Genomic DNA, 17,062 nt, shown 5'->3' with positions numbered 1-17,062 from the left:
ACACACCCATGTCGTACGACACCCAGGTCCCGCCTGCCGCCGCCCCGCAGGTCATGCGCAACGGTCTGGGCACCGCGGCCCTGATCCTCGGCATCATCGGCACGCTGTCCGGGCTGATCCCGCTCTTCTTCTGGCTGGCGGGCATCCTCGGCCTGATCGCCCTGATCCTGGGCCTCGTCGGCAAGGGACGCGTGAAGCGCGGCGAGGCGAACAACAAGGGAGTGGCGCTCACCGGCGCGATCCTGGGCCTCGCGTCCCTGGTCCTCTCGGTCGTCGGCCTGGTCATCACGGTCACGGCCGTCAGCGACGCGGTCGACGAGATCGACAAGTCCATCAAGGACACGGCCCCGAAGGACCCGAGCGCCGCTCCGTCGAGCAAGGCCCCGGCGGGCGACGCCGGCAAGGCCGACCAGAAGGGCCAGGGCCTGGAGGACGGCGACAGCGTGGTCTACGACGACGACCTCAAGGTCACGGTCTCGGACCCGAAGCCGTTCACCCCGGGCGAGTACGCGGTGGGCCACACCAAGGGCAACAAGGCGTACCAGGTGACCGTCGTCATCGAGAACGGCGGCAAGGAGAAGTTCGACACCGCCCTCGTGTCCTTCAGCGCCACGGCCGGCACGAACGGAGTCACGGCCGAGCAGATCTTCGACGGCAAGGTCGGCGCGGGCTTCGAGGGCACCGTCATGCCCGGCAAGAAGGCCACCGTCACGGTCGCGTTCGACGCGCCGAAGGACGCCAAGGACCTGACCGTCGAGGTCAACCCGGGCTTCACCTACGACGCCTCCCAGTGGGAGCTGAAGGTCGGCTGACCCGGGCCGGACAAGGCACCACAAGGCCGGGGCCCTTCGGGGCCCCTCCCCCGTACGACCTCTCGGAGACCATCACCATGCAGTCCGCCCCCCGCCCCCGCCGCACCGCCCTCGCGGCCGTCCTGTGCGCCGCCGCCCTCGGGACCGCCGCCTGCGGTCCGCTCGCGGACGACGCGGCGCCGGCCGGCCCCTTCCCGGGGCTGACCGGTTCACAGATCGTCGACAAGGCCTTCGCGGCGACGAGGACCGCGAAGTCCCTGGCCGTGGACGTCGACACGCGGGGAGCCGTCGAACCGCTCAAGGCCTATCTGTCCCTCGACACCCGGGGACGGTGCACGGGCACGATGACCCTGGGCGCGATCGGCACGGCCGAACTGCTCAAGACCGACGACAAGAACGTCTACCTGCGCTTCGACGAGGCCTTCCTGCGCGAGCAGGTCAAGGAGGACGGCCCGGAGGCACAGGACGCCGTCGTCAAGGAGGCCGGGGGCCGCTGGGTGAAGTCGTCCATGGACGATCCCGACTCCAAGGGCATGCTGGAGCTCTGCGACCTCAAGGAGCTCCTGGACGGGTTCGAGCCGGGTGCGAGCGGCATCGTCAGGGGCGCGGAGACCACCGTCGGCGGGCAGAAGGCCCTGGCCCTGACGGAGCCGGGCGACGACGGCGAGACCAACACGGTCTACGTGGCCACGGAAGGCACTCCGTACGTGCTGAAGATCGTCACCAAGGGCGGCGAGGAGCCGGGGACGATCACCTTCTCCAAGTACGGCAAGCCGGTCGTGGCGAAGGCCCCGGCGGCGAAGGACGTCCTCGACGTCGGCTGACCGCCGGCGGCGGCGACACGCGCGAGGGGGGCCGCACCCCCGTGACGGCCCCCCCCTCACGGCTGCGCTCACCGGTGCGTCAGGTGCGGTGACGGACCCATACGTTGGGCTCGACATAGACCGCGTAGCCGCGCGAGGCCTCGCAGTGGACCGGGACCAGCGCGCCCTCGACCTCGACCGGGCCGTCCGTGTCGAAGGGCAGACCGGTCCACTCGCGCCACTGCTCGACGGAGCCGGAGACGGTCATCGAGGCCGGGGCCACCGCCTCGATCACGCCGCCCGCGCGCACGTGGACGCGGAGCCACGGGTCCTGCGGCAGGCCGTCGGCCTCCCGCGTACGGAAGGCGTACTCGTGGATGGAGGCCGCGGCCTCCAGGTGCTTGCCGTTGGGGCGGACCGGGGCGACCAGCTCGGCGAAGCCGCGCTTTCCGGCGTTCTCCCGCATGGCGGCGAGCATCCGGTGCGAGAGGCCCTTGCCGAGGTGCTCGATGTCGACCGTGATCTCGATCGCGCTCGCGATGTCGGCCTCCCGGCCGTGCCGCAGGTCGGAGAAGGCCCAGTTGAGGACCTCGTCCCAGCCGCGGGCGGGCAGCTCGCGGCGGCCCTCGACGTCGAGCCGGAAGGGCACGCTGAAGCCGCGGGCGACGACCGCGCCCCCGGCGTCGGTGGCGACGAGCACGAACTCCGGGAACTCCCGGACGATCCGGCCCATGTTGGCCCAGCCGACCGGGTCGTACATCATGAACTCGGGCCACAGGTCCTTCATGGACCACATCGCCCCTTCGAGCTCGGGTCGTTCGGCGAGGGTGGTGATGTTCAGGTCCATGCGGTCAGGTTAAAGATCGTTCACCCGATCGCCCAAACGTTTTTTCGCCCCGGCCCCGGCGCTACGGAAGCTTCTGCTGCGGGCAGGCGCCCAGGACCCGCTTCATCGCGTCCCGCTCCCCCGCCGTCACCCACACCCCGTACTTCTTCTTCACCGCGATCTGCCGGGCCACATAGGTGCAGCGGTAGGCCCGGTTCGGCGGCAGCCAGGTCGCGGCGTCGCCGTCGGACTTGCGGCGGTTGGTAGCGGAGTCGACGGCCAGGAGGTTGAGCGGGTCGTTGGCGAAGCGGCGCCGGGTCTCGCCGTCCCACTTCTGCGCCCCCTTCTGCCAGGCGTCGGAGAGCGCGACGACATGGTCGATGTCGACCTTGGAGCGGCCCCGGACGTAGCGGACTGTGGTGCCGGTGTACGGGTCGTCGGTGAGGGTGCCGGAGGCGACCTTGCAGTGGCCGTCCGCGAAGCGGACGCCGGTCAGGTCGCGCTTGAGTATGTCGTCCCGGGTGCCGCAGCCGTTGCCGTCGACGTCCACCCAGGCGCGGCCGAACTTCTCCCGCTCGTAACCGGTCTTCGGTGCGCGGCCCTTGACGGTGAGGGTGTCCACGGCGGCGAGCGCCGTACCGCGGGCGGCGGGCTTCCCGCCCGTCCCGCCCCCGCCCCCCGGGGCGTCGGTCCCGGGGGTGCAGGCGGTGGCGGTGAGCACGGCGACGGCGAGCGTCGAGGCGGCGAGGGTCCTTCGGTACGTCAGCACCCTGGAATCCTAGGCCGGGCGGTTATGCCGCCTTCGTACCGATGGTCCCGAATCGGACGGGCCGAAGGCCCCGGCGGCCTTCCTGCCGGGGCGTCACACCTTGCCGATGCCCAGGGTGTTGTCGGCGGGGAGGAGGCCGGAGCCGATGACGGCGAGCCAGGGGCCGCCGAGGAGTTCGGCGAGCCGGGCGGTGTCCTCGGGGCCGAGGGCGGCCCAGGGAGCGGCGGCGAGTTCGTCGGTGTGCCGCTCGACCTCGGCGCGGAGGGCGCGCCCGGCGTCGGTGGGCGCGCCCTCCGCGTCCAGGAGGCCGCGGGCGGTCAGGCGGGCGCGGGCGGCGGCCCATTCCGCCGCCGTCCAGCCGCGGCTCCCGAAGACGGGCTCGGGGGCGGCGCCGATCGCGGCGAAGGAGACGAGCGCCTCGGCCGGGTCGAGACCGGCGGCGAGGAGCGCGGCGAGGTGGCCGTCGCCGCGGTGCTCGCGCAGGATCGTCGCGGCCTGCCAGAGGACGAGGTGCGGGGCCTCGGGCCAGGGGAGTTCGGCGTTGGCGGCGGCGAGCGGCCGGCCCTCGGTCCGGGCCTCCCCGGCGGCGCGGCGGGCGAGCACGGCGGCCTCGGCGAGCGCGGGGCCCGTGACGGTCTCCTCGCCGAGGACGGACCGGTAGGCGCGGTCGACGGCGCGGAGCCGGGCGGCGAGGACGTCGGCCGGGGCGGCGGTCCCCCGGGCGGCGGGGACGTACCGGGAGACCATCGCCGGGCTGAAGCTGTAGAAGGCGGAGGCGACCCGGACCGGGCCGGCGGCGCCGAGGGGTGCGGCACGCCAGGCGAAGTAGGAGGGCCAGCGCTCGCTGGTGTCGTACCCGAGGGCGGCGGCCTCGTCGAAGGCCTCGGGGGCGTAGTAGAGCAGGGCGTGCAGGGGTTCGAGCAGGTGCCACATCTGGCGTACGCGAGCGGTGTCCACGGCGTCCTCCCTCACCCATCCACATCTTGCCAGTGACAAGATTGCACGCCGGAACGGAAACTTGTCAATGACTAGATGACGGCTAGGCTGCTGCCATGACGACGAGCCGGAGCACCTACCACCACGGCGAGCTGCGGCAGGCCGTCCTCGCCGCCGCACTCGACGTGATCGCCACCGACGGCCCCGGGGCGCTCAGCCTGCGCGACCTCGCCCGCCGCGCGGGCGTCTCGCACGCCGCCCCCGCCCACCACTTCAAGGACCGCACGGGCCTGCTCACCGCGATCGCCGCCCAGGGCTACGCACTCCTCGCCGCCGACCTCGCCGGGACGGCCCGGCTCCGCGAACGCGGAGTGCGGTACGTCCGCTTCGCCGTGGAACACCCGGCCCACTTCCAGGTCATGTTCCAGCCGGAGCTCCTGCGCGCCGACGACCCGGACCTCCTCGCCGCGAAGGAGCGCGCCTCCGCCGAACTCCGCGCGGGCGTCGCCGACCTGCGGGACGTCCCCGACGCCCGTACGGCCGGCATCGCCGCCTGGTCGCTCGCCCACGGCTTCGCGACCCTGCTCCTCACCCACAACGTGGACGGGGCGCTGGGCGACCGGGACCCTGAGGAGTACTTCCGCTCCCTCACCGGCCTGCTGTTCTCCCAACAACTCACCACGGAAGGGGAATAGCCCGCGTCAGCCCGTAATTGACGAAGGCATGCGAACCACGAACACCCTCCGCCGCTCCGCCCTGGCCCTGCTCACCACCGCCGCCCTCGCCTTAACCCCCGCCGCGCTCGCCGACAGCGGCCACCACGGCCCCAAGGGGCCCGCCTGGCGCGGCGCCTGGGCCGCCTCCCCGCAGTCGGCCGCCGCGCCGCTCGGCCCCAACTGGTCCCAGCAGGGCTTCGACAACCACACGGTCCGCCAGGTCGTCCGCGTCACCGCCGCCGGCACCCGGGCCCGGATCGAGCTGACGAACCGTTACGGCACCGGACCGCTGCGCATCACCGGCGCCACCGTCGCCCGTACCGCCGGCGGAGGCGCCGTCGAACCCGGCTCCGTGCGCACCCTCCGCTTCGGCCACCGGCCGTCCGTGACCATCCCCGCCGGCGAGACCCTCCACAGCGACGCCGTGAACCTCCCCGTCGAGGCCTTCGAGTCGCTGACCGTCACCCTCTACCTCGCGGACCCGACCGGCCCCGCGACCTTCCACTCCTTCGCCTCGGCCACCAGCTACCTCGCCCGCGGCGACCACCGCGCCGACCTCTCCGGCACCGCCTTCCAGGAGACCAGCACCTCCTGGTACTTCCTCTCCGGCGTCGAGGTCACCGGCGGCCGCGACACCGCCCGCCGCGACGGCGTCGTCACCTTCGGCGACTCCATCACCGACGGCGTCGGCTCCACGGCGGACACCGACCACCGCTACCCCGACGAACTCGCCGAACGGCTCGCCGCCTCCGGCCGGCCCCGCGCCGTCCTCAACCACGGCATCGGCGGCAACGAGGTCGTCAACGACACCACCTGGGCGGGCGAGAAGGCCCTCAGCCGCTTCCGCAAGGACGTCCTCACCGAGCCCGGCGTACGGACCGTCGTCATCCTCGAAGGCATCAACGACATCGGCGGCAGCGGCCCGTCCTTCCCCGGCGGCCCCACCCCCGAGGTCTCCGCCGAGAAGCTGATAGCCGGCCACCGCACCCTGATCCGCGAGGCCCACGCCAAGGGCCTCAAGGTCGTCGGCGCCACCCTCACCCCCATCAAGGGCTCCTTCTACGACACCCCCGTCAACGAGGCCAAGCGGGAAGCCGTCAACCACTGGATCCGCACCTCGGGCGCCTACGACGCCGTCGTCGACTTCGACCGCGCCGTCGCCGACCCGTCCGACCCGGACCGCATCCTCCGCGCGTACGACTCGGGCGACGGCCTCCACCCGAACGACGCGGGCTACACCGCGATGGCCGAGGCCCTCGACCTCGACGCGCTGTAGGACCCGTGGTGCGGCACCCCCTCGGCGGGGGCGCCGCACCACGTCCCCGTCCTCAGCCCCCGAGGATCGTCGTCAGGAACTCACCCGTCCACGCGAGGAGTTCACGACCCACCACCGGCTTCCCGCCGATCTTGCCGCTCGTCGGGCGCGGCACCAGGATCTGGTGGACCGCCGGCTTGATCACCGAGCGCGGGTGGAGGCGCTTCAGCCTCAGCTCCTGCGACTCCCGCAGCTCCACCGGCGCGAAGCGGATGTTGGAGCCCTGGAGGACGATCTCGCCGACCCCGCACGCCCGCGCCAGCATCCGCAGGCCCGCGACCAGCAGCAGGTTCTCCACCGGCTCGGGAAGCTTGCCGTAGCGGTCGGTGAGCTCCTCGCGCACCGCCCTGATGTCCTCCTCCGAGTTCGCGGAGGCGATCGAACGGTAGGCCTGGAGCCGCAGCCGCTCCCCCGGCGCGTAGTCGTGCGGCATGTGGGCGTCGACCGGGAGCTCGATCTTCACCTCCAGCGGGGCCTCCTCCTCGACACCGCCCTCCATCTGCGCCCGGTAGTCGGCGACGGCCTCGCCGACCATCCGCACGTACAGGTCGAAGCCGACGCCCGCGATGTGCCCGGACTGCTCGCCGCCGAGCAGATTGCCCGCGCCGCGGATCTCCAGGTCCTTCATCGCGACGTACATGCCGGCGCCCATCTCGGTGTGCTGGGCGATCGTCGCGAGCCGCTCGTGCGCGGTCTCCGTGAGCGGCTTCTCCGGCGGGTAGAGGAAGTACGCGTAACCGCGCTCCCTCCCTCGTCCGACACGGCCGCGCAGCTGGTGGAGCTGGCTCAGGCCGAAGTTGTCGCCCCGCTCGACGATCAGGGTGTTCGCGTTGGAGATGTCGATGCCGGACTCGACGATCGTCGTCGACACCAGCACGTCGAACTTCTTCTCCCAGAAGTCGACCACGACCTGCTCCAGGGCGCTCTCGCTCATCTGCCCGTGGGCCGTGGCGATCCGCGCCTCCGGGACGATCTCACGGAGCCGGGCGGCGGCCCGGTCGATCGAGTCCACCCGGTTGTGGATGTAGAAGACCTGCCCCTCGCGCAGGAGTTCACGCCGGATCGCGGCGCCGATCTGCTTCTCCTCGTACGGACCGACGAAGGTGAGGACCGGGTGCCGCTCCTCCGGCGGCGTGGTGATCGTCGACATCTCGCGGATGCCCGTCACCGCCATCTCCAGGGTTCGCGGAATCGGGGTGGCCGACATCGTCAGGACGTCGACGTTCGCCCGGAGCTTCTTCAGCTGCTCCTTGTGCTCGACGCCGAAGCGCTGCTCCTCGTCGACGATGACCAGACCCAGGTCCTTGAACTTCGTCTCCGAGGAGAAGAGGCGGTGGGTGCCGATGACGACGTCGACCGAGCCCTCCCGCAGCCCCTCCAGGGTCGCCTTCGACTCGGTCTCCGTCTGGAACCGGGACAGCGCCCGCACCTTCACCGGGAACTGCGAGTACCGCTCGCCGAACGTGCCGAAATGCTGCTGCACGAGCAGCGTCGTCGGCACCAGGACCGCGACCTGCTTGCCGTCCTGCACGGCCTTGAAGGCCGCCCGCACCGCGATCTCCGTCTTGCCGTAACCGACGTCGCCGCAGATCAGACGGTCCATCGGAACCGTCTTCTCCATGTCCTCCTTCACCTCGGCGATGGTGGACAGCTGATCGGGCGTCTCCGCGTACGGGAAGGCGTCCTCCAGCTCCCGCTGCCACGGCGTGTCCGGGCCGAAGGCGTGACCGGGAGCCGCCATCCGGGCCGAGTACAGCTTGATCAGGTCGGCCGCGATCTCCTTGACGGCCTTCTTCGCCCGCTGCTTCGTCTTCGTCCAGTCCGCGCCGCCGAGCCGGTGCAGGGTCGGCGCCTCGCCGCCCACGTACTTCGTGACCTGCTCCAGCTGGTCGGTCGGGATGTACAGCCGGTCACCGGGCTGGCCGCGCTTCGCCGGCGCGTACTCCACGAGGAGGTACTCGCGGGTCGCGCCCTGCACGGTCCGCTGGACCATCTCGACGTACCGGCCGACACCGTGCTGCTCGTGCACGATGTAGTCGCCGACCTCCAGCGTCAGCGGGTCGATCGTCTTGCGGCGCTTGGCCGGCATCCGCTGGCCGTCCTTGCCCGCCGCCTTCTGGCCGGACAGGTCGGTCTCCGTGAGCACGGCCAGCCGGAGCGCCGGATCGACGAAGCCGTAGTCGATGGAACCGGTCGACACGTGCACCACGGACGGGGAGATCTCCGCCAGGTCCGCGTCGAGGCGGGCGGCGATGCCCTCGCCGCCGAGGACCTCGACCGTACGGGACGCCGGGCCGTGGGCCTCCGTCACGTACACCGTCCGCCAGCCGTCGGCCAGCCAGCCCTTGGTGTCGGCGAGCGCCCGGGCCGTGTCGCCGCGGTACGACTCCGGGGCCCGCATGCCGAGCGTCAGGGTGTCCCCGTCGGCGTCGGCCGCGTCCGCCGCGAACGGCGACACCGACCACCAGGCCATGCCCAGCTCGCGCGCCCGGTCCCGCACGTCCGCGATCCCCCACAGCGAGGCCGCGCCGACGTCGATCGGAGCCTCGCCGCCGCCGGCCGTGGCGGCCCAGGAGGCCTGCAGGAACTCCTGACTGGTGGCCACCAGATCGGCGGCCCGGGTCCGCACCCGCTCGGGGTCGCAGACGACGGCCATGGCGCCCTCGGGCAGCACGTCGAGCAGCAGCTCCATGTCGTCGACGAGGACCGGCGCGAGGGACTCCATGCCCTCCACCGCGATCCCCTCGGCGATCTTGTTGAGCAGCTCGCCCAGCTCCGGGTGCTCCTCCGCGAGCGCCGCCGCCCGCTCCCGCACCTCGTCGGTCAGCAGCAGCTCACGGCAGGGCGGCGCCCACAGACCGTGCTCGGCGACCTCCAGGGACCGCTGGTCGGCGACCTTGAAGTACCGGATCTCCTCGACGTCGTCGCCCCAGAACTCGATCCGGAGCGGGTGCTCCTCGGTCGGCGGGAAGACGTCCAGGATGCCGCCGCGCACCGCGAACTCACCGCGCTTCTCGACCAGCTCCACCCGGGAGTACGCGGCGGCCGCGAGGCCCTCGACGACCTCGTTCAGGTCGGCGGTCTGCCCGCTCCTCAACGCCACGGGCTCCAGGTCCCCGAGGCCCTTGACCTGCGGCTGGAGCACGGAACGGATGGGCGCGACGACCACGCTGACGGGACCGGCGGCGGGATCGTCGTCCCTGGGGTGCGCCAGCCGCCGCAGCACGGCGAGCCGGCGGCCGACGGTGTCGGACCGGGGCGAGAGCCGCTCGTGCGGCAGGGTCTCCCAGGAGGGGTACTCGGCGACCGTGTCCGGGTCCAGGAGCGACCGCAGCGCGGCGGCCAGGTCCTCGGCCTCCCGGCCGGTCGCGGTCACCGCGAGCACCGGCCGCCCCGAGTCCCGGGCGAGCGCGGCCACGGCGAACGGCCGCGCGGCCGCCGGTCCGACCAGGTCCACGTGCGGGCGGTTCCCGTCACCGGCGGCCTTCACCGCCTCGGCGAGGGCGGCGTCCTTGACGACGACATCGAGCAGACCGTGCAGGCTCATGGGGGCTTCCATCCCGGGTTCGTACGACGGGGGCGGGCAACGCGAACAGCCCGACACGTCTCACGGGCCGGGTGGTCCCGGCCGCGTGGGCCGGGTGCGTCCCCCAGCCTACGACGTGCCACTGTCACCCACCCCGGGAAAAGGGGCCAGTCAGGCGTTCGGAACGGGTGACCGGGCAGGCCGCGGGACGGCTCCTCGCACTACGCTTTAGTCCAGTACCCGGTCCACCCGCACACACCCCGCTGTGAGCCCTCCCCACGGTGCGAGGCCGCCATGGAAGCAGCCCGGCAGTACAACGTCCACGAGGCGCAGACCCACTTCTCCAAGATCCTGGATGCGGTCGCCACCGGCGAGGAGGTGATCATCAGCAAGTCCGGCGAACCGGTGGCGAAGGTGATCCCGCTGGCCGGCAGGGGCCGCCGGGGCGACTACGGCCCCGTCAGGGGCCGCGCCGCCGCCACCGACGACTTCGACGACGCACCCGAGGCCTTCGACCAGGCCTTCGGCGTCGACGAATGACACTCCCCCACGAAGACGCACCCCTCCCCACGGTCCGGACGGAACGCCCCGACCCGACCGGCCGGACCGACCGGACCGGCCCGACCGGCCGGACAGCAGCGCGGCCCCGGTGGACCTGGCAGGGTCCACCGGGGCCGCGCTCCCCCGTTCCGTCCCGCGACCGCTACTCGCTCGCGATCGCGTTCAGGACGTTCATCCGGCCCGCCCGGAACGCCGGGACCAGTGCCGCGAAGAGACCCACGAAGGCCGAGCCGATGAAGACCGTCACGATCGTCGGCCAGGGGATCTCCAGGACCCCGAGGCCCTCCAGCGCCAGGAGCTTCTGCGCGGCCGTGCCCCAGCCCATGCCCAGGCCGAGGCCGAGGAGGGCGCCGAAGAGGGCGATGACCACCGACTCCAGACGGATCATGCGGCGCAGCTGCCGGCGGGAGAGGCCGATCGCCCGCATGAGGCCGATCTCGCGGGTCCGCTCGACCACCGAGAGCGCGAGGGTGTTCACGACACCGAGGACCGCGACGATGATCGCCAGGGCGAGGAGCCCGTACACGATGTTGAGCAGCTGCCCGACCTGGTCCTGCAGCTCCTCCTTGTAGTCGGCCTGGTTGCTCACCTTGTACTGCGGGTACGGCGCGAGGGCGTCCTTGAGGGCCTGGTAGGCCTGGGTCTCCTGGCCGTCCTTCGCGCTGGCCAGGATCAGCAGGCTGTGCGGCACCCGCTCGGCGGGCAGATGGCGGGCGACGGTGGCGACGCTCGTGTACATCGCGCCCTTGTCGACCTGACCGACGTCCGCCGTGATCGCCGCGACCTTCAGCTTCGCCGTGTCGCCGCCCTTGAAGGCGACGGTCAGGACGTCGCCGACCTTCACGCCGTGCTCGGTGGCGTAGTCGCTGCCGACGGACATCGCGTTCTCGCCGTACGCGTCCGTGAGGGTGCCCGCGGTCGTCTCGCGGCGCAGGTCCTTCACGTACGTCGGGTCGGTGGCGGCCAGGTCGGCCGTGGAGACCTTGCCGCGCGGGTCGGTGACCTTGGCGTCGACCCACTTGTACTCGGTGACGTGGTCCAGGCCCGGGGCCTTCTCCAGGGCTGCCTGCGCCTGCGGCACGATCGGCTGCCCGGTCGCGGACCGCACGATGTAGTCGGCGCCGACGGAGCGGTCCAGTTCCTCGGTGGCCGAGGCGACCATCGAGGAGCCGACCACCGAGAGGCCGGCCACGAGCGCGAGGCCGATCATCAGGGCGGCGGCGGTGGCACCGGTACGCCGCGGGTTGCGGAGCGCGTTGCGCTCGGCCATCCGGCCGACCGGGCCGAAGATCCGCAGGACGACGACGCCGAGGGCGCGCACGACGCCGCCCGCGAGGAGCGGGCCGACGACGACGAAGCCGAGGAGGGTGAGGACGACGCCGAGGCCGAGCCAGAGGGAGCCGGGGCCGGCCTCCGCGGCGCGGGCCGCGGCGACCAGGGCGGCCGCTCCGGCGCCGGTGAGGACGAGACCGAGCACGCCCCGTACCCGGCCGGCCCTGCCGTCGGCGGGGGTGCCGGCGTCGCGGAGGGCCGCCATCGGGGAGACCTTCCCGGCGCGGCGGGCGGGGATGTACGCGGCGAGGACGGTGACGACGATGCCGAGGGCGAGACCGACGGCCGGGGTCGTCCACGCCACGGTGAGGTCGCGGGTGGAGAGCTCCATGCCCATCGAGGACATGAGCTTCATCAGTCCGACGGCGAGGCCGACGCCCGCGGCGACACCGGCGACCGAGCCGACTAGGCCGAGGAGGAGCGCCTCGACGAGGACGGAACGGTTGACCTGCTTGCGGCTCGATCCGATGGCCCGCATGAGGCCGATCTCGCGGGTGCGCTGGGCGACCAGCATGGAGAAGGTGTTGACGATGAGGAAGATGCCGACGAGGAAGGCGATCCCGGCGAAGCCGAGCATCGCGTACTTCATGACGTCGAGGAAGCCGGCCATGCTCTCGCGGCCCGCGTCGGCGACCTCGGCGGCGGTCTGCAGCTTGTAGCCCCCGCCGAGGGCGGCGGCGAGGTCCGCCTTGAGCGCGTCGTCGGAGACGCCGGGCTTCGCGTCGACGGAGACCTGGGTGAAGAGGCCCGTCTTGCCGAGGAGTTCACGCTGGGCGGTGGCGGTGTCGAAGTAGACGACGGTGGCGCCGGGGTTGGTGACCTTGAACTCGACGGTTCCGACGATCTTCGCGGTGAAGTCGCCGGTGACGGCGATGGTCCGCAGCTCGTCGCCGAGCTTCAGGCCGTGCTTCTCGGCGGTGGCGCCGTCGACGACGACCTCGGTGGGGCCGCGCGGCTCGTGGCCGGAGGCGATCTCCACCGAGCGCAGCTCGTTGGGCGTCCAGTTGACGGCGATCGTCGGGGCGCCGCCGGTCGGGCCGACGTTCTTGTTCTTCGCGTCGACGACGGTGACGCTCGTCGACGCGACCGAGCCCTGCGCGTCCTTGACGCCCTCGACCTTCCTGGCCTGCTCGACGAGCGAGGCGGGGAGGGACTCGGGGCGGCCGTTCTGCGGGATCTCGTCATCGGCCGCCGCGGCCTTGGGGCTGACGGTGACGTCGGAGGCGGTCGACGCGAAGAGCTTGTCGAACGTCGTGTTCATGGTGTCGGTGAAGACGAGCGTCCCACTGACGAAGGCGACGGAGAGCAGGACGGCGACGGCGGAGAGCGCCATCCGGCCCTTGTGCGCGAAGAAGTTGCGCAGTGAGGTCTTGAGGACGGTCATGACGTCCGCCCGCGCGCGTCGAAGTCCTTCATCCGGTCGAGGACGGCCTCGGCGGTGGGCCGCTCCATCTCGTCCACGATCCGCCCGTCGGCGAGGTACAGCACCCGGTCCGCGTAGGAGGCGGCGACGGGGTCGTGGGTGACCATGACGATCGTCTGCCCCAGCTCGTCCACGGACGCGCGGAGGAAGCCGAGGACCTCGGCGCCGGCCCGCGAGTCGAGGTTTCCGGTCGGCTCGTCGCCGAAGATGATCTCGGGCCGGGCGGCGAGCGCGCGGGCCACGGCGACGCGCTGCTGCTGACCGCCGGAGAGCTGGTTCGGCCGGTGCTTGAGGCGCTCGGAGAGCCCGACGGTGTCGACGACCCGGCGCAGCCACTCGGCGTCCGGCTTCCGCCCGGCGATGTCCATCGGCAGCGTGATGTTCTCGATGGCGTTCAGGGTGGGAAGCAGGTTGAACGCCTGGAAGATGAAGCCGATCCGGTCCCGGCGCAGCTGGGTGAGCTTCTTGTCCTTGAGGCCGGTGATCTCGGTCTCGTCGAGGAAGATCTGCCCGCCGGTGACGGTGTCGAGCCCCGCGAGGCAGTGCATCAGGGTCGACTTGCCGGAACCCGAGGGCCCCATGATCGCGGTGAACCGGCCACGGGCGATGTCCACGTCGACGTGGTCCAGCGCGACGACCCGGGTCTCCCCCGAGCCGTACGCCTTGACGACCTGACGCGCCCGCGCCGCGACAGCCGTAAGCCCTCCAGTACCCCCGTGCCTGGGGATGGTCACAGCCGAAGTCACGGTTCTCTCCTTGGAGCGGTGGGTGGGTTTGTAGGTTCAAGTTAAGAAGAGCGAACGGCACTTCACCTCCTCCGCCGGTACGAACGACCCCTGGCCCGCATGGGGGAGGGGCCCCTAGGGGTTCCTCCACCCCAGGGTCGAGTGAGACGCTGGCCGCGCACATTTAGGTGTACGAAGAAAGGAATGGCGCGGTGACCGAGTCCTCCCCGACATCGGCCGGAACGGCCGGGTCCGCCGCGGTGTCCGCCCCGGACGGTGGCCCGGGCGCACGCCGTGGCCCCGTGGTGCTCGCGCTGATGCTCGCCATGGGGCTCGCCGCCCTCGACGGGACGATCGTGTCCACCGCCGTCCCCCAGATCGTCGGCGACCTCGGCGGACTGTCCGTCTTCTCCTGGCTCTTCTCCGGCTACCTGCTCGCCGTGACCGTCACCCTGCCCGTGTACGGCAAGCTCAGCGACACCTTCGGCCGCAAGCCCGTCCTCATCGCCGGGACCGTCCTCTTCCTCGTCGGCTCCCTGCTCTGCGCCGCCGCCTGGAACATGGCCTCCCTGATCGCCTTCCGCGTCGTCCAGGGCCTCGGCGGCGGCGCCCTCCAGGGCACCGTCCAGACCATCGCCGCCGACCTCTACCCGCTGAAGGAACGCCCCAAGATCCAGGCGAAGCTGTCGTCCGTGTGGGCCACCGCCTCGATCGCCGGACCGGCCCTCGGCGGCCTCCTCGCCGGGTACGCCGACTGGCGCTGGATCTTCCTCATCAACCTGCCCGTCGGCCTGCTCGCCCTCTGGCTCGTCGGCCGCCACCTCGTCGAACCGGCCCGCACCGCACCGCGCGAGCGCGTCCGCATCGACTGGGCCGGAGCCCTGGCGATCTTCGCCACCGGGGCCGTACTCATCACCGCGCTCGTCCAGGGCGGCGTCGCCTGGCCCTGGCTCTCCGCCCCGTCCCTCGGTCTCCTCGGCGGAGCCGCGGCCCTCGCGGCCCTCACCGTCGTCATCGAGCGGCGCGCGGCCGAGCCGATCATCCCCGGCTGGGTCTGGCGCCGCCGCACGATAGCCGCCGTCAACCTCTCCCTCGGCGCCCTCGGCCTGCTCATGGTCGCCCCGACGGTCTTCCTGCCCACGTACGCCCAGTCCGTCCTCGGCCTGGGCCCGATCGCCGCCGGCTTCGTCCTCTCCTCGTGGACCCTGAGCTGGCCCATCAGCGCCGCGCTCTCCAACCGGGTCTACACCCGCATCGGCTTCCGGCTCACGGCGGTCCTGGGCATCTCGCTGGCGCTGGTGCTCCTGCTCGCGTTCCCGTTCCTGCCGTTCCCCGGCGAGCCCTGGCAGCCCGCCCTCCTGATGCTGCTGCTCGGTGCGGCCCTCGGTCTCTTCCAGCTGCCGCTGATCGTCGGCGTGCAGTCGACCGTCCCGTACGGGGAGCGGGGCACCACCACCGCCTCCGTCCTCTTCTGTCGCCAGGTCGGCCAGAGCATCGGCGCGGCGCTCTTCGGCGCGATCGCCAACGGGGTCCTGGCGGCGCGCCTCGGCGCCGGCACGGACCTCGACACGCTGGCCCCGGCCCTGGCCGCCACCGACGGCATCCGCCGGGCGGTCGACGCGGCGGTCGACTACGTGTACGTGGGGGCCGCGGGCGCGGCGGCCCTCGCCCTCCTGGCCCTCCTCACGCTGGCGCCCCGCCGCTTCCCGGTCCTGGAGGAGGCGGCGGGGGACGGCCGGAGCGGCCAGGAGGCGGGTGCCCGGTGAGAGCGGCCGCGTTCCCGACCGTGTCTCAGTCGGCGGGTCCGTCCAGGAGCGGCGCGTTGAGGGTGGCGTAGTCGAATCCGCCCTCCGGCGTGGTCGTCGTGCCCTTCTCCAGCAGTTCGCGGGCGGCCCGCCGGACCAGCCCGTACGCCGCCTCGGCGATGGCGGACCCCGCCGCTGACCCGGGCGGCTCCCGCTGCGGCGAGCTCGGACACGGGGAGTGCGCCGGGGCCGGCCAGGACGTTCACGGGCAGGGGCCGGGAGGCCACGAGCGTCCCCCGCGGGAGCGGCGTCACCCGGCGACCCGGTCCCGCCCGGCACCGCCGCGCACCGCCACCAGCAGCGGCACCACCGCGAGCAGTTCGCCCACGGCGCCCGTCCACAGCGCCGTCCGCACGCCCGCGTACTCGCCGAGGACTCCGCCCACGAGGGCGCCCAGCGGCATGCAGCCCCACACCACGAAGCGGAAGGTCGCCGTGACCCGGCCGAGGAGCGGGGCGGGGCTGCGGCGCTGGCGGAGCGCCACCGAGTTGATCTTGAAGGTCATGAAGGCGGTCCAGCCGAGCCCCTGGAGCAGGCAGGCCACCGCGTACCGCCCGTCCGCGTGGAAGAACGGCAGCGCGAGCAGCCACAGCACCGCGGCGGCCACGACGGACGCGCACATCGCGCGCGCCTCGCCGAGGCGGGCGGAGATCCGGGTCACGAGGAGGCTGCCGAGGAAGCCGCCGACCGCCTCCGCCGTGAACACCAGCCCGCACAGGAACGGCGAGAGCCCGAGGTCCCCCGCGAGCAGCACGAGGAGCATGGAGGTGCCGATCGTGCCGCACAGGTTGGAGACCGCGGCGGTCAGCGTCAGCGCCCGCAGCAGCCGGTCCCGGAACACGAACCTGAGCCCCTCGGCGATCTCCTCCCGCAGTCGCGCCCCGGGAGCCCGCGCGGGCCGCGGGTCGGGGCGGCGGATGCGGGAGAGGAGGAGCGCGGAGACGAGGAAGCTGACGGCGTCGACGGCGAGCGCCACCGGGGCCGTCACCGCCGCGACGAGCGCGCCTCCCGCTCCGGGCCCGCCCGCCGCCGTGACCGTACGGGTCGCTTCGAGGGCCACGTTCGCCTCCACCAGTCGCTCCTCGTCGACGAGTCGCGGCAGATGGCTCTGGTACGCGATGTCGAAGAAGGCCGTGCAGACGGACAGCCCGAAGGCCACCGCGTACAGCTGAGGGAGCGTCAGCACGCCGAGCCACGCGGCGAGCGGCAGGGTGGCGAGGAGAGCGGCCCGGCCGAGATCGCCCACGATCATCACGCGACGGCGGCGCATCCGGTCCACCCACGCCCCGGCGGGCAGCCCGAGGAGCAGAAAGCCCAGGTACTCGCACATCACGAGCAGCCCCGCCTCGAAGGGGGACGCGTCGAGCGGGCCGATCGCCACGAGCGGGAGCGCGAGGACGGTGACGGCGGTGCCGGCCTGGCTCACGGTGTCGCCGATCCACAGCCGGCGGAAGTCCGGCAGCCGGAAGAGGGCGCGCCGAGGAGGGGTGTCGAGGGAGGTGGTGGTCATGTC

Annotated in this window: 13 protein-coding genes; 6 read left to right on the top strand and 7 right to left on the bottom strand. The window is 72.6% G+C overall.

All coding sequences use genetic code 11. The features are described from left to right. Positions 1-8 precede the first annotated feature (8 nt). Together IE237_RS31750 and IE237_RS31745 are read left to right on the top strand one after the other, a co-directional pair. Positions 9-812, top strand: a complete 804-nt coding sequence (locus tag IE237_RS31750; protein WP_189805592.1) for a DUF4190 domain-containing protein — start codon at positions 9-11, stop codon at positions 810-812. A 77-nt stretch (positions 813-889) separates the two neighbouring features. Next, positions 890-1,636 (top strand): hypothetical protein, encoded by a 747-nt coding sequence (locus IE237_RS31745; protein WP_189805591.1) that lies wholly within the window; start codon positions 890-892, stop codon positions 1,634-1,636. Positions 1,637-1,715: 79 nt separating this feature from the next. Here the strand turns inward: IE237_RS31745 and IE237_RS31740 are convergent, their stop codons facing one another. The 3 genes from IE237_RS31740 to IE237_RS31730 form a co-directional block, all read right to left on the bottom strand. Beyond that, complete coding sequence (locus IE237_RS31740) at positions 1,716-2,462, bottom strand: N-acetyltransferase (RefSeq protein WP_189805590.1); 747 nt, start codon at positions 2,460-2,462, stop codon at positions 1,716-1,718. A gap of 61 nt (positions 2,463-2,523) precedes the next feature. Beyond that, positions 2,524-3,210, bottom strand: coding sequence for an HNH endonuclease family protein (locus tag IE237_RS31735; RefSeq protein ID WP_189805589.1), 687 nt, complete (start codon positions 3,208-3,210; stop codon positions 2,524-2,526). Positions 3,211-3,303: 93 nt separating this feature from the next. Further along, a complete protein-coding gene (locus tag IE237_RS31730) occupies positions 3,304-4,143 on the bottom strand; it encodes an SCO6745 family protein (RefSeq protein ID WP_189805673.1) in 840 nt (279 codons plus the stop codon). A gap of 119 nt (positions 4,144-4,262) precedes the next feature. On the opposite strand from IE237_RS31730, the gene IE237_RS31725 reads away from it, so the two are divergent. Together IE237_RS31725 and IE237_RS31720 are read left to right on the top strand one after the other, a co-directional pair. Next, positions 4,263-4,841 carry a TetR/AcrR family transcriptional regulator gene (locus IE237_RS31725; protein ID WP_189805588.1) on the top strand — a complete coding sequence of 193 codons (579 nt, stop codon included), beginning with the start codon at positions 4,263-4,265 and terminating at the stop codon, positions 4,839-4,841. Between the two features lie 28 nt (positions 4,842-4,869). Then, a complete protein-coding gene (locus tag IE237_RS31720; RefSeq protein WP_189805587.1) occupies positions 4,870-6,138 on the top strand; it encodes an SGNH/GDSL hydrolase family protein in 1,269 nt (422 codons plus the stop codon). Positions 6,139-6,190: 52 nt separating this feature from the next. Here IE237_RS31720 and mfd read toward each other — a convergent pair whose 3' ends face one another. Beyond that, positions 6,191-9,724 carry a transcription-repair coupling factor gene (gene mfd / locus IE237_RS31715; protein ID WP_189805586.1) on the bottom strand — a complete coding sequence of 1,178 codons (3,534 nt, stop codon included), beginning with the start codon at positions 9,722-9,724 and terminating at the stop codon, positions 6,191-6,193. A 273-nt stretch (positions 9,725-9,997) separates the two neighbouring features. Here mfd and IE237_RS31710 point away from each other — a divergent pair, with 273 nt between their 5' ends. Beyond that, entirely contained in the window at positions 9,998-10,243 is a 246-nt protein-coding gene (locus IE237_RS31710; protein ID WP_189805585.1) for a type II toxin-antitoxin system Phd/YefM family antitoxin, read from the top strand. A gap of 163 nt (positions 10,244-10,406) precedes the next feature. Here the strand turns inward: IE237_RS31710 and IE237_RS31705 are convergent, their stop codons facing one another. Further along, positions 10,407-12,980, bottom strand: a complete 2,574-nt coding sequence (locus tag IE237_RS31705) for an ABC transporter permease (protein ID WP_189805584.1) — start codon at positions 12,978-12,980, stop codon at positions 10,407-10,409. Further along, the gene (locus IE237_RS31700) at positions 12,977-13,765 is read right to left on the bottom strand and encodes an ABC transporter ATP-binding protein (RefSeq protein ID WP_189805583.1); all 789 of its coding nucleotides are present in this window, start codon (positions 13,763-13,765) and stop codon (positions 12,977-12,979) included. The genes IE237_RS31705 and IE237_RS31700 overlap by 4 nt, the downstream gene beginning before the upstream one ends. 191 nt (positions 13,766-13,956) lie before the next feature. On the opposite strand from IE237_RS31700, the gene IE237_RS31695 reads away from it, so the two are divergent. Further along, positions 13,957-15,510 (top strand): MFS transporter, encoded by a 1,554-nt coding sequence (locus IE237_RS31695; RefSeq protein WP_189805582.1) that lies wholly within the window; start codon positions 13,957-13,959, stop codon positions 15,508-15,510. A 289-nt stretch (positions 15,511-15,799) separates the two neighbouring features. Here IE237_RS31695 and IE237_RS31690 read toward each other — a convergent pair whose 3' ends face one another. Further along, entirely contained in the window at positions 15,800-17,059 is a 1,260-nt protein-coding gene (locus IE237_RS31690) for an MFS transporter (RefSeq protein WP_229843009.1), read from the bottom strand. Between the last annotated feature and the right edge of the window lie 3 nt (positions 17,060-17,062).

This window comes from Streptomyces tanashiensis, from assembly GCF_014648895.1.
Lineage (GTDB): Bacteria > Actinomycetota > Actinomycetes > Streptomycetales > Streptomycetaceae > Streptomyces > Streptomyces tanashiensis.
Note: the sequence above shows the minus strand (reverse complement) of the source record. Positions and strands in the feature narration are given on the sequence as shown.

What these genes read in the sequence shown, in the direction of transcription:
- IE237_RS31750 (WP_189805592.1), top strand. Translation starts at nt 9, where the DNA reads ATGTCGTACGACACCCAGGTCCCGCCTGCCGCCGCCCCGCAGGTCATG.
- IE237_RS31745 (WP_189805591.1), top strand. Translation starts at nt 890, where the DNA reads ATGCAGTCCGCCCCCCGCCCCCGCCGCACCGCCCTCGCGGCCGTCCTG.
- IE237_RS31740 (WP_189805590.1), bottom strand. Translation starts at nt 2,462, where the DNA reads ATGGACCTGAACATCACCACCCTCGCCGAACGACCCGAGCTCGAAGGG.
- IE237_RS31730 (WP_189805673.1), bottom strand. Translation starts at nt 4,143, where the DNA reads ATGTGGCACCTGCTCGAACCCCTGCACGCCCTGCTCTACTACGCCCCC.
- IE237_RS31725 (WP_189805588.1), top strand. Translation starts at nt 4,263, where the DNA reads ATGACGACGAGCCGGAGCACCTACCACCACGGCGAGCTGCGGCAGGCC.
- IE237_RS31720 (WP_189805587.1), top strand. Translation starts at nt 4,870, where the DNA reads ATGCGAACCACGAACACCCTCCGCCGCTCCGCCCTGGCCCTGCTCACC.
- mfd (WP_189805586.1), bottom strand. Translation starts at nt 9,724, where the DNA reads ATGAGCCTGCACGGTCTGCTCGATGTCGTCGTCAAGGACGCCGCCCTC.
- IE237_RS31710 (WP_189805585.1), top strand. Translation starts at nt 9,998, where the DNA reads ATGGAAGCAGCCCGGCAGTACAACGTCCACGAGGCGCAGACCCACTTC.
- IE237_RS31705 (WP_189805584.1), bottom strand. Translation starts at nt 12,980, where the DNA reads ATGACCGTCCTCAAGACCTCACTGCGCAACTTCTTCGCGCACAAGGGC.
- IE237_RS31690 (WP_229843009.1), bottom strand. Translation starts at nt 17,059, where the DNA reads ATGACCACCACCTCCCTCGACACCCCTCCTCGGCGCGCCCTCTTCCGG.